Raw genomic sequence first — 11,872 nt, forward strand, 5'->3', positions numbered from 1 at the left:
TGAGATCTTCTTGGACTTCCTTTTTTAGCTTTGTAGGACGGCCTGTCGACTTGCGTCCTCGGCGCTCAACATAAAAACCTTCTTTGCCTTCTTCAAGATAGATGCGCTCCCAGTCTGAGACTCTATTATGATTACTCACATCGAATTCCCGTGCTGCTTCCCTGTGGCTCAACTTTTCTTTGTGCATCGTTTCAACAACCTTGATTTTGAATTCCGGTGTGTATCGCTTATTTGGTTTTCCTTTAGGCATAAAAATGCCCCCTTTCGTTAGATTTCTAATTGGTATATTTTTATTATACCACATTGTCTAACAAAAGGGGAGCATTTCAATCTGAGTGGTCTTTATTATTTTGGTTAAGCAGCCTTTGTGGTTGTTGTTTCCGCAGGCTTCTTTTCCTCTGCCTTGGTCTCAGCAGGCTTTGCAGTTGTTGCAGCTGCTGCGCCCATTACCTCAATCAGAGAGTAGTTCCTGTTAAGGCTCTCAAGGCGGGACTTGATATCATCCTGCTTCTCATACATATAAGCAGTGTAGTAAGGGATCTCGTCGTTCATGTCAACGGAAGCCTCGTTGCCGGAAATAACAGGGTTTCTCATAAGTACCAGAGCATAAGCTGTCTTTGCGCCCTTGTCGGTGGTTACCGATACGGTGTATTCCTTGGCAACATAAGCCTTGGTGCTGGAAGTAGAAGCCTCGTTGTTCTCCATGAGATAAGTCTTGCTGTCGGAGAATGCCATAGCGGTGATCTTTCCGCCTGCGCTGAAGCCGCTGATATAAGTTCTGTCAACGCCCTTCTTGGTAAGGTCAGCCTTTACCTTGTCAAATACGCCGTTGAACTTCTCAACGTTTGCAGGAGCATTTTCCTTTGTCAGGTATGTAGGAGCGTCATCGCCTACTGTATACTCCTTCTCGTAGTAGCCGTCTTCGTTAGGTGTGCCCTCGATAGCATATCCGGACTCTGTGAAGCTGCTTCTTGCATAAGCAAGTACAACGAACTTATCGCCCTGCTTGAGGACCTTGGATGAATCCTTGATATAGAATCTTACGCCGTTCTTGATCTCCTCGGAGCAGCCGTCTGTGTTAACGCCTGTAACTCTCAGATAAGGGATCGCATATCTGTATGTAGGCTTGATGCCCTCAAATACGTTGATCTTCTTCATTTCTTTAAGACCTTCAACAGTAAATTCCTTTTCCTGTGTAGCGGTCTCGCTTACATAGAAGTTTCCGTCGTATTCAAGTGTAACTGTGCCGTTCGGATCGCTTGAATCAACAAGCTTAGCGTTTCTCATTCTTGCGGTAAGAACTACCTTGTCGCCGTTTGAGAGCTTGCCGTTCTTGCTGGTGTCCTTCATAGAGATCCTTACAAACGGATAAGCCTCATCTGTGTTCATAGTTACACGGCCTGCACCATCATTACCTGTAAAGTTAAGAACTACGTCCTTGAACATATCTACCTTTGTGCCGTTTGTAAGACCGGTTACCTCAACCTCAAATTCCTTCTCCTGGATCTTGATGTTGTTTTCCTTGAGGTAATCGTCGTTGCACTCAACAACGCACTTTACCTTGTCGCCGTTGCTCAGACCTGTTGCCTTCTCGCCGTCGTTGATGGTGATCTTAAGACCTGCTTTTTCGTTGAGCAGAGCGTCACGCATCTTTCTTGCTTCCTTAGCATCGCCGGCCTTTGACCATGCGCTGAGGAGCTTGGACTCGGTGATCTCAAAGTAAGGTGAAACAGCCTTGTCGTCAGAAGAATCTTCGTCATCGTCACCGGTGATACCCAGATTGCTCATAGTATCTGATGCTGTATATGTAAGATCAGAATACTTGTTCAGCTTTGCTGTTGCAACGCCGGAGCTTTCAATGCCCTTGAACTCAATCTTATAAAGATCCTTGGCATCGATCTTCTGGAATCTGAAGAATACGTGCTTGATGATAAAGAATGCTGCGATACCGACTACCAGCACACAGGCAATAATGATTATCATTGCAAGGTGTTTTTTGAACCAGTTGTCGCCTGCCGGCTTAACTGCTGCACCCGGTGTGCCGAAGCCCGGCTGAGCTGCAAACTGCGGCTGCTGGAAATTGGGCTGCTGTGGAGCTGCGCCCGGCTGCTGGAATCCGCTGTTAGGCTGCTGGAAAGTGCCGCCCTGTGGCTGCTGAGGAGCTGCCTGCTGAGGAGCCTGTGTAGGCTGATCTGCACCAACGTTGCCTGCGCCCTGCTGAGCCTGCATCTCTGCGATGTTAGCTCCGCATCCCATGCAGAACTTTTCTTCCGGTCCTACCGGATGTCCGCATTTGAGACAAAACTTGATAGTGTTCATTGCTATTTCCTCCCAAAAAATGATCTGTAATAATCATACGATCCTACGTAAACAATTATATATTATTATTAAAAGTTTGTCAATAAAAATATTCTTTTTTCCACCAATCTTTCATATTCTACGCCCTTATCAGCACGCTTTTTGTATCATTTGTCACAGTGCAAAGGAATAATCTCCCCCGAGGTTGTCAAAGCTTTTATAAGACAGCAAAAAAGGAGGTGCAGTGCAGTTTGTTCATAGTCTTTTTCCGTGCGGTGATATTATATGTTGTTATCGTGGCATCAATGCGTCTTATGGGAAAGCGGCAGCTGGGTGAGCTGCAGCCCTCGGAGCTGGTGATAACCCTGCTGCTTTCAAACATTGCCACGCTGCCTGTGGAAAACACGGAGATACCCATGATAATGGGCGTAATACCTATTTTCACTCTTGTGAGCCTGGACGTTGTGCTGTCCCACCTGTCTTTGAAGTTCCGCCCGCTGCGGCGAGCCATGTGCGGAAGCGCAAAGATAGTTATTTCCAACGGACAGATAGACCAGAAAATGATAAAGGATCTGCGTTTCTCGGTGGATGACCTTATGCAGAGCCTGCGCAGCCAGCAGATATTTGACGTTTCCCAGGTGCAGCTTGCGGTGGTGGAGACCACGGGAAAAATATCCGTGTATCAGAAAAAGGCAAACCAGAACGTCACCTGTGAAGACCTGGACATCAAGGGGGAAGACGTTGACCCGCCCCAGCTGGTCATTGACAGCGGGAAACTGGTTGAGGGCGCACCGGAGTCCATTGGCTTTGACAGGGCTTGGGTGGACAAAAAGCTGAAACAGCAGCATCTGAGAGTCAGGGATGTATTTCTTATGACAGGAGAAAGTGACGGCAAAACGGTGATAATACCTTTTGACAAGGGGGGAGCAAAATGAAAAGACTGTGTATAAGCATAGCCATAATGCTTTGCGTGGTGTTTATCTGTGTTTTCTCCGTGAGCAGGCTGAAAACCGGCAACCAAAAGCTGTTTGAGTACATCTCCCTCACCCGTCAGACGTACCTTGAAAACAGGGACGCTGCCCCTGCTCTGGAGCAGCTAACCGACTACTGGAAGGAGCATTATCTTCTTCTGAGCTACACCACCGCAGGCAGCGAGCTGGAGCAGATGTCCCTTACCGTGGCAAAGCTGCCCCGTCTTATGCAAAGCCGAGGCAGCGAGTTTCTTGCGGAGCTTGATGCCCTTGAGCACTGGGCACAGCTGGTCTACGACAGCAATTTCCCATGTTTTTCCGCCATATTTTGAAAAAGGCGCAAAAAAACCGCCCTGTGGCACAACAGGGCGGGAGATCTGCCGGGCAGCTGCCTCAAACACTCAGTCCTTTTTTTCAAGGACAAAATAGGTGTCGGTGTTTTCCGTGCACAGCTCTTTTATTTTCCAGCCAAGACCCAGAAGCTCGTTAAGGTGCTCCACACGCTTGAACCTGTCCATTTCGGGAGCAGAGCCTTCGGTGTTGCCGCTGGACTTTGTGATATAAAACTTTTTTTCCATGAACAGATCCTCCTTTCAAATCCCATGCTGTTATTATAACATAGATTTTTATTTTTTTCAACGGGTCTGAGGATTTTCTTCCGGGATTATTTAAGATAAAAATGCAGTGTTTTGTCGCCTCTTGCAATTATATGATAAAAGTGTTATAATACCAATAACATACTGTATACATAACTCAGAGAAAGGGGAGCAGGCTGTGCATACCATACACAATGCGGTAAGAACGGAACAGCGTCCGAAAAAGAAACCTAAAAAGCTTATAAAAATAGCCTTTTCCAAGCGCACCACCATTATTATACTGCTGGTGCTGCAATTTGCTTTCATACTGCTCACCTTTACCACCCTCAGCTCGGTATCGGCATATGTGCGGATAATCTTTTCCTGGATGGCTATCTTTCTCGCATTTGTTATAATCAACACCAACGAGAACCCTGCATACAAGCTTGCGTGGATAGTCCCGCTTATAGCCATGCCGGTATTTGCGTCGGTGCTTTATCTTATGCTCAACAATCAGTATTCTTCCCGGAGGCTGAAAGCAAAATACGCCAAAAAGCTCAAGGAAACAAAAAAATATCTCAGGACAGACCATGTCCTTATGCACTCCATACGCCGTGAGAACAGGGATTTTGAAAAGCTGGTGCGGTATATCCAGATGTCAGGGGGCTACCCTGCGTACACAAACTCCTCAGCCACATATCTGCCCTTTGGCGAGACAAAATTTGCCGTTATGATGCAGGAGCTTAAAAAGGCGAAGAAGTTTATCTTCATGGAGTATTTCATCATCGACGACGGAAAGATGTGGCAGGCTATCGTTGATATACTGCTTGAAAAGGTGGAGCAGGGGGTTGAGGTAAGGCTCATATACGACGGCATGGGCTCACAGTTCACACTGCCCTTCAGATACAAGGAAAAGATGAAGGAAAAGGGCATAAAGACCCTGGTTTTCAACCCGTTCCGTCCTTTGATATCCTCGGTGCAGAACAACCGTGACCACCGAAAGATACTGGTTATCGACGGCAACGTAGGCATAACCGGCGGAGTTAATATTGCCGACGAGTACATCAACCAGAAAAACCGTTTCGGTCACTGGAAAGACAACGCAATAATGATAAAGGGCGAAGCGGTGTGGAACTTCACCATGATGTTCATACAGATGTGGGACGTTATATCCGGCGAGCGCACAAGGGTAGATATCTACCGCCCGGACGAAGCCTGCTACCCCCCTACCGACGGGATCATCATTCCCTATGCCGACTCACCTCTTGATGAGGAAAACGTGGGCGAGCTGGTGTATATGGATATTATCAACAATGCAAACGATTATATCTACATCACCACCCCTTATCTTATCCCCGACAATGAGATGGTGACGGCGCTGGGCTATGCGGCAAAATCGGGAGTTGACGTAAGGATAATAACCCCCCATATCCCGGACAAATGGTATGTCCATGCGATCACAAGATCGTTTTACAAGGACCTTATGGATCTGGGCGTGCGGATCTATGAGTATGAGCCGGGCTTTATCCATGCAAAGACCTTTGTTTCCGACGACGACACCGCAGTGGTGGGCACAATAAATCTTGACTACCGAAGCCTGTATCTGCATTTTGAGTGTGCCACATATGTGCGCAACTCCTCCTGCATACCTTATATAAAAGAAGATATGCTGGATATGTTTGAAAACAGCTGTACGGAGATAACCGCCGAGGACCTTGAAGCAAGGTCAATATTTGACCGCCTCACGTCGGCTGTCCTAAAGCCTTTCGCACCTTTGCTGTAATATATCGCTTATTTTTATAACAAACATCAAAAAAGACCCGCAAAAACGGGTCTTTTTATTATTTTCAGAATTTTCAGAATCTGCTGCTTCTGATAGCTCTCTGAGAACGTATCTGTGCCAGAGGATCTCCGAACTTTTCCTTCTGCTTTTTGAAGTCCATATCAAGAGGCTTTCTGTTGCTCTTTGACATAACGTCGGTCATCTTTTGCATAAGCAGTCCCTGCTCGTAAAGTGCAACCGCATCTTCACAGGTCTCAGCCTCTCCCGAAACAAGAAATCCCTTTATGGTGCTGATACTGCTGATATAATCCGGTGTGATAAAGTCCAGACGCTTTTCAAGTCCCTTGCGGTAATCCTCACACTGACGCTCGGTCTGCTTTATCCTGCCGTCCAGTATCTCTATCTGCTCCTGGATACCTCTGTTTATCTCGTGCTGCTCTTCCTTTTCCTTGTTGAGCTTCATGTTCTGCATAACATAAACTACCACTATGCCCAGGACAAAGGAGATCACCGCTACGATTATTGCCAGCAGCCATGCACTCATACCGAAAATGAACAGCATAGTTATACCCAGCACCGCTGCACCTGCTCCGATCTTGCCAAGCTCCTTAAAGATCTTATCCTTCAAGCCGAACTCTTTGGCTACTGCTGCATCATCTTTGATGTAGGTTTTCAGATATTCCTTATTCTGTTTGCTGATATCCACCGCTTCTTCAAATTCATAGTATCTGTTGATATACTCAGCGACACGATTCATGCGGTCAAGCTCTTGTTTATCAGCCATCGATCATCTGCTCCTTATCGTTAAAAAGAACGGCAAAAATCCGTCACAATTTATATACATAAGATAGTATAACACAGTAAAAAAGTTTTGTCAACGTAATTTTAACTAAAAAAAGGAATAAAGAGTAATGCAGTTTGATATACCGCCGTCAGCTCTGGCTGGTGGACATGGTGATGTCGGGCTTGTCCTGCCCGTTTTCCTCTGCCTCAAGCTTGTCCATCTGCTCAATAAGCGTCTTTTTTATACCCTGGACAAACTCTGTGGGGAAGGGAAGGTTGAACCCATGGGGATCCACAACAAAGCCCTTGAGTACGCTTTGCTGCTCAACGATCTCCGCAAGATCCGCAAAGGTCATCAGGAATGCCTCGCAGGGCATTTTCTGCTCCTCTCTGAAGGCGATAACATCGTCGTGTGTGAGAAAAGCGGGGAAATACTTTTCGCCCTCGGGATTTTCGATAAGCACGAACTGAGCCTTGGGACGCTCGCTGAAACGAAGTCTGTCGTTTTCGTTTTTAAGCTCGGTAGAGCTGTCAAAGATCGCCGGAACGAAAAATGTGGTGTCAAATATCACCTTGTTGAGCACATCGTCCCTTGCTTCGTCGGTGTAATTCTCACGCATCTTTTCGATAGCCTCCACAAGGGGAGAGTTATCGATGTCGTTAAGGTCTGCGCCGGGGTTGTTTACATTGAATTGTTCTGCCATTTTTATTCTCCTTCCTCTTCCAGGTTGGTCTCGATTATATATTTTGGTCTTGCCTTTGCTTCAAGATAGATCTTGCCGATATACTCACCTATAACGCCTATTGAAAGCAGCTGGAGCCCGCCGATCGCCCATATTGAAATAACGATAGTTGACCAGCCGGGGACAGCGTTGCCTATTGCCCAGGTTATAAGGAATCTTATGAGCATGATTATTGAAACAAAGAAGATGAAAAATCCCAGGAAAGTTATAAATCTTATGGGCTTGATAGAAAGGGAGGTTATTCCCTCGATGGCAAAGGATATCATTTTTTTCAAAGGGTATTTGGACTCCCCTGCCTGACGCTCGTTGCGGACATATTTCACCGTATCCGACTTAAAGCCCACCATTGGCACAAGACCCCGCAGGAACAGGTTTACCTCCTTGAACTCTGCCAGGGCAAGCACAGCCTTTTTGCTCATAAGTCTGTAATCCGCATGGTCGTAGGTTATCTCAACGCCCATTTTTGACAGCAGCTTGTAATAGCCTCTTGCGGTGCCTCTTTTGAACTGGGTGTCCTTGTCACGGGAGCTTCTTACTCCATAAACTATCTCGCACCCCTGGGCACGCTTTTCCAGAAAGCCGTCAATGGCATTTATATCGTCCTGAAGATCGGCGTCCATGGAGATGATGATGTCGGCGTAGTTTACCGCTGTGTTCATGCCTGCAAGCAGGGCGTTCTGGTGACCCTTGTTTCGGGAGAGCTTCACCCCTGTGAAATAGGGGATCGCACCGTAAAGCTTGGTGATTATCTCCCAGGTCTTATCCTTTGAGCCGTCGTCAACAAACATTACCTTGCTGTCGGGGTGTATCTTTTCCTCGCTTACCAGCTCCTGCATTTTTTCAAGCAGAGCCTTTGCGGTGATAGGCAGCATCTCCTCCTCGTTGTAGCATGGAATTACGATGTAAAGTTTTTCAAGCATTCTGATCTTTCCTTATACTTTTTTATTTTTATTTTCCCCGAGCCGCTTTTTGGGGGATATTATCCGTCCCGTCTTTTTTCCGGCGCTATTCCGGGGTATGTATGCCGTACAGCCTTTTTGCGTTATCGCAGGTCATATCGCACACCTGCTGGGTGGTGAGTCCTTTTTGCTGCGCAACCACCTTGACCACCTCTGCTATCATGGGGCTTTCGCACCGCTGCCCTCTGTACGGGGGCGGAGCCATATACGGACAGTCGGTCTCCAGCAGCAGTCTGTCCATTGGCACCTGCTCCAGAGCCTTCAGGGCTTTTTTTGCGTTTTTAAAAGCCAGCACACCTGTAAAGCCGATATAAAAGCCCATGTCCACAGCTTCTTTAGCAGTTTCCCCGGAGCCGGAAAAGCAGTGTATAACTCCCCTTGAGCCATGCTTTTTCAAAAGCTCCATGGTGTCCGCAGTGGCATCTCTGCAATGGACTATAACAGGCAGGTCTTTGCACTTTGCAAAGACAAGCTGTTTTTCAAAAACCTCTATCTCTTTTTCCCTGTCATACCCTTCGTAGTGATAGTCAAGACCTATCTCGCCTATCGCCGTAAGCTTGCCTGTGGCTTTTGCCGCAAGATACAGCTCCTCCAGCTTCTGCTCCCAGTCCGGGGGCAGAACGTTTGCAAACTCCGGGTGAAAGCCCACCGAGGTATAAAAGTTTTTGTATTTTTTTGCACATTCTATCCCGAACAATGCCGAAGCAGTGTCGGTTGCGGCATGGTTGACATAGCTGACGCACGAGCCTTCGCCCAGCACCCTGTCAAGCACCGCCTGCCTGTCATGGTCAAACCAGTGGTCATCGTAATGACAGTGGGAATCAAATATATTGTTCATTTGTACATTCCTTTCAACATAGTTGAGGGGGAAACCTTTTTGAAACAAGGTCAAAAGCGGCTTTGCCGTTTTGTCCCCCTTGCGGGAATATCCTTAATTGCGCTGATAGGATATAAATGAAAAATAAACACAGTTAGTATACCACATATACCGGCGTTTGTCAAAGCCGTTTCTTTTTCATCTGTGCACCGGTGCGGGGATATTTTTCATCGGTGGCTTTTACCTTGTCGATGACCACAAGCGTCCTGCCGTCGCCGTTTGGCAGGGTGTATTCCTTGACCAGGGAGAGCTTGCCTCCCAGCAGTTCTATTGCTCCTGCGGCAGAATCTATCTCCTGCTTGGCGTCCGAGCCTTTGAGGGCGATAAAGCTGCCCCCTTGTTTTACAAAAGGCAGACAGTATTCGCACAGGTCGCTCAGGTTCGCCACCGCCCTTGCCGTGGCAAAGTCAAAACGCTCACGGAATTCTCCGTTTCGTCCCAGCTCCTCTGCCCTTGCGTGCAGACAGGTCGCCCCCAGTCCCAGTGAGTCGGAAAGCTGTGCCAGGAAGGTTATCCGCTTCTGAAGGCTGTCCAGCAGCGTAAGTTTAATATCGTCACGCCATATCTTTACTGCGCAGCCGGGGAAGCCTGCCCCTGTGCCTATATCTATAAGCGTGCTGTCACGGGGTATGCCCACCGTGAAAAAGGGGAAAACGCTGTCAAAAAAGTGTTTTATCGCTATCCCCTCAGGGTCGGTTATAGCTGTGAGGTTTATGTTTTCGTTCCATGCGCAAAGCATCTGTGCATATCTGTCGTACTTTTCAAATTGCTCGTCGGTCACAGCAATACCTGCGCCGGTAAAAATCTGCATAAATCTTTCTTTGTCAAGCACCGTAAGCACCTTCCTTCTTAGTGTTTATCCGCATACTGCGGTGTGTGTTGAGTGTTATCTTATGAAGTGACCGTGGGGTTTCCCGGCTGCTTCCCAAGGTCACTTTCTGCTGTTTTGCTCCAGCCATACCAGCAGCACCCCTACGTCTGCCGGATTCACGCCGCTTATGCGGCTTGCCTGCCCTACCGACAGCGGCTTTATCTTGTTGAGCTTTTCGATGGCTTCAAGCCGCAGGCTGGGCACGGTACTGTAATCAAGCTCCGGGGGCAGAGCCCTGCTCTCCAGCTTGCGCATTGCCTCCACCTGTTCCAGCTGTATCTTTATATATCCCTCGTACTTTATCTGCAATTCCACCTGCTCGGTGACTTCTTTGTCCAGCGGCGGTCTTTGCTTGTCAAACTCCCCCAGAGCCTCATAGCTCACTCCCGGGCGTTTTATCAGCTGTGAAAGCTTTATCCCGTTGGTGAGGGGGTCTGTGCCCACGCTCTCCAGCAGCTTGTTGAGCTTCTCCGAGGGGGCAAGGTTCACATGACTCACCCTTTCTATTTCCTTTGCTATTAGTTCATTCTTTCTGAGAAGATGCTCATACGCTTCGTCGCTCACCAGCCCTACTCTGTGTCCCACAGGCAGCAGCCTTATGTCTGCGTTGTCCTGGCGCAGCAGCAGTCTGTATTCGCTGCGTGAGGTGAGCATTCTGTAAGGGTCGGAACAGCCCTTTGTCACCAGGTCGTCAATAAGTGTGCCGATGTAAGAGCTTGCCCTGTCAAGAACAAGGGGCGGCTCGCCTTTTATCTTCAAAGCGGCGTTCACACCTGCCACCAGTCCCTGTGCGGCAGCTTCCTCATAGCCCGATGTGCCGTTGAACTGACCTGCGCCGTAAAGTCCGCTTATCTTTTTGAACTCCAGCGTTGCAAGCAGCTGTGTGGGGTCGCAGCAGTCGTACTCGATGGCGTAGGCGTTGCGCATTATCTCCACTCGCTCCAGCCCCTCTATGGAGTGCAGAAACTCCAGCTGGACAAATTCGGGCAGAGAGGAGCTCATTCCCTGAAGATAGTATTCCTCCGTGCCCAGCCCCATGGGTTCAATAAAAAGCTGGTGCCTCGGCTTGTCGGAAAAGCGCATGATCTTGTCCTCTATGGAGGGACAGTAGCGTGGTCCGATGGCATTTATCCGCCCTGAATATATGGGGGAAAGATGTATGTTGTCCTTTATTATTTTGTGCGTTTTTTCGTTTGTGTATGCAACGTAGCACTCCACTTTGTTGCTCAGACCGCCCTTTGTGGAAAAGGAAAACGGAACAATGTCCTCGTCGCCGCATTGCCTTTCAAGCTTGTCAAAGTCTATTGAGCGTTTGTGGACCCTGGCAGGGGTGCCCGTCTTGAAACGGCGTATCTCCACACCTGCGTCAACAAGGCTCTGTGTAAGCTTTTGGGCAGGCTTCACCGAATCCGGACCGCTGGGGTAAGACACCGCACCAACGTGTATCACTCCCCCGAGGTACGTTCCGCTGGCGATTATCGCCGCCTTGCAGCGGTATATTGTCCCCAGCATTGTCTTAACACCTGAAACTGCGCCGTTTTCAAACATTATGTCGGTTATCTCCGCCTGCTTCAGAAACAGGTTTTCCTGCTTTTCCACAGTGTTTTTCATAAGGTCGTGGTAAGCCGTGCGGTCTATCTGCGCCCGAAGGGAGTGTACCGCAGGACCTTTGCCTTTGTTGAGCATCCTGCTTTGTATAAGAGTCCTGTCCGCAGCCTTGCCCATTTCCCCTCCCAGGGCATCTATCTCACGCACAAGGTGTCCCTTTGCTGTGCCGCCGATAGAGGGGTTGCAGGGCATATTTGCCACGCAGTCAAGGGTTATGGTGAAAAGAGCGGTCCTCATGCCAAGGCGAGCCGCAGCCAGAGCAGCTTCGCACCCTGCGTGCCCTGCTCCTATAACAGCAATGTCGAAATATTCTCTTGTTTCAGCCGTTGCCATGGTGACATTATCTCCTTTGTGTGATGTGTCTATGCGCTGTTTTAAAAATGTATCCCTACGATAAATCAGAA

12 protein-coding genes are annotated in these 11,872 nt (G+C 48.3%); 3 read left to right on the top strand and 9 right to left on the bottom strand.

The genetic code is table 11. The features are described from left to right. Both T494_RS0101315 and T494_RS0101320 read right to left on the bottom strand, forming a co-directional pair. A partial coding sequence (locus tag T494_RS0101315; RefSeq protein WP_028504742.1) for a transposase occupies positions 1-250 on the bottom strand: 250 nt, incomplete at its 3' end. 104 nt (positions 251-354) lie between these two features. Further along, on the bottom strand, positions 355-2,319 hold the full coding sequence (locus T494_RS0101320) for a zinc ribbon domain-containing protein (protein WP_028504743.1): 1,965 nt from the start codon (positions 2,317-2,319) through the stop codon (positions 355-357). A 230-nt stretch (positions 2,320-2,549) separates the two neighbouring features. On the opposite strand from T494_RS0101320, the gene T494_RS0101325 reads away from it, so the two are divergent. Then, the gene (locus T494_RS0101325) at positions 2,550-3,233 is read left to right on the top strand and encodes a DUF421 domain-containing protein (RefSeq protein ID WP_051539830.1); all 684 of its coding nucleotides are present in this window, start codon (positions 2,550-2,552) and stop codon (positions 3,231-3,233) included. Beyond that, positions 3,230-3,601 carry a DUF4363 family protein gene (locus T494_RS0101330; RefSeq protein WP_028504745.1) on the top strand — a complete coding sequence of 124 codons (372 nt, stop codon included), beginning with the start codon at positions 3,230-3,232 and terminating at the stop codon, positions 3,599-3,601. Before T494_RS0101325 ends, T494_RS0101330 begins: the two co-directional genes overlap by 4 nt. A 69-nt stretch (positions 3,602-3,670) precedes the next feature. Here the strand turns inward: T494_RS0101330 and T494_RS13725 are convergent, their stop codons facing one another. After that, complete coding sequence (locus T494_RS13725; RefSeq protein ID WP_155983999.1) at positions 3,671-3,847, bottom strand: hypothetical protein; 177 nt, start codon at positions 3,845-3,847, stop codon at positions 3,671-3,673. 196 nt (positions 3,848-4,043) lie between these two features. Here T494_RS13725 and cls point away from each other — a divergent pair, with 196 nt between their 5' ends. Further along, entirely contained in the window at positions 4,044-5,627 is a 1,584-nt protein-coding gene (cls, locus tag T494_RS0101340) for a cardiolipin synthase (protein WP_051539833.1), read from the top strand. A gap of 73 nt (positions 5,628-5,700) precedes the next feature. Here cls and T494_RS11885 read toward each other — a convergent pair whose 3' ends face one another. The 6 genes from T494_RS11885 to mnmG form a co-directional block, all read right to left on the bottom strand. Beyond that, positions 5,701-6,411: a hypothetical protein gene (locus T494_RS11885; protein WP_051539838.1), complete on the bottom strand. Its 711-nt coding sequence runs from the start codon at positions 6,409-6,411 to the stop codon at positions 5,701-5,703. Positions 6,412-6,559: 148 nt separating this feature from the next. Next, positions 6,560-7,114 (bottom strand): SseB family protein, encoded by a 555-nt coding sequence (locus T494_RS0101350; RefSeq protein ID WP_028504747.1) that lies wholly within the window; start codon positions 7,112-7,114, stop codon positions 6,560-6,562. Positions 7,115-7,116: 2 nt separating this feature from the next. After that, positions 7,117-8,073, bottom strand: a complete 957-nt coding sequence (locus tag T494_RS0101355; RefSeq protein WP_028504748.1) for a glycosyltransferase family 2 protein — start codon at positions 8,071-8,073, stop codon at positions 7,117-7,119. An 85-nt stretch (positions 8,074-8,158) separates the two neighbouring features. Then, positions 8,159-8,950: a TatD family hydrolase gene (locus T494_RS0101360; protein WP_028504749.1), complete on the bottom strand. Its 792-nt coding sequence runs from the start codon at positions 8,948-8,950 to the stop codon at positions 8,159-8,161. Positions 8,951-9,110: 160 nt separating this feature from the next. After that, a complete protein-coding gene (gene rsmG, locus T494_RS0101365) occupies positions 9,111-9,800 on the bottom strand; it encodes a 16S rRNA (guanine(527)-N(7))-methyltransferase RsmG (protein WP_037343657.1) in 690 nt (229 codons plus the stop codon). Between the two features lie 120 nt (positions 9,801-9,920). Further along, entirely contained in the window at positions 9,921-11,801 is a 1,881-nt protein-coding gene (gene mnmG / locus T494_RS0101370; RefSeq protein ID WP_028504751.1) for a tRNA uridine-5-carboxymethylaminomethyl(34) synthesis enzyme MnmG, read from the bottom strand. Positions 11,802-11,872 lie beyond the last annotated feature (71 nt).

Source organism: Ruminococcus sp. FC2018 (assembly GCF_000621805.1).
Lineage (GTDB): Bacteria > Bacillota > Clostridia > Oscillospirales > Ruminococcaceae > Hominimerdicola.

Coding starts and splice junctions, on each gene's coding strand:
- T494_RS0101320 (WP_028504743.1), bottom strand. CDS start 2,319: ATGAACACTATCAAGTTTTGTCTCAAATGCGGACATCCGGTAGGACCG.
- T494_RS0101330 (WP_028504745.1), top strand. CDS start 3,230: ATGAAAAGACTGTGTATAAGCATAGCCATAATGCTTTGCGTGGTGTTT.
- T494_RS13725 (WP_155983999.1), bottom strand. CDS start 3,847: ATGGAAAAAAAGTTTTATATCACAAAGTCCAGCGGCAACACCGAAGGC.
- T494_RS11885 (WP_051539838.1), bottom strand. CDS start 6,411: ATGGCTGATAAACAAGAGCTTGACCGCATGAATCGTGTCGCTGAGTAT.
- T494_RS0101350 (WP_028504747.1), bottom strand. CDS start 7,114: ATGGCAGAACAATTCAATGTAAACAACCCCGGCGCAGACCTTAACGAC.
- T494_RS0101355 (WP_028504748.1), bottom strand. CDS start 8,073: ATGCTTGAAAAACTTTACATCGTAATTCCATGCTACAACGAGGAGGAG.
- T494_RS0101360 (WP_028504749.1), bottom strand. CDS start 8,950: ATGAACAATATATTTGATTCCCACTGTCATTACGATGACCACTGGTTT.
- rsmG (WP_037343657.1), bottom strand. CDS start 9,800: ATGCAGATTTTTACCGGCGCAGGTATTGCTGTGACCGACGAGCAATTT.
- mnmG (WP_028504751.1), bottom strand. CDS start 11,801: ATGGCAACGGCTGAAACAAGAGAATATTTCGACATTGCTGTTATAGGA.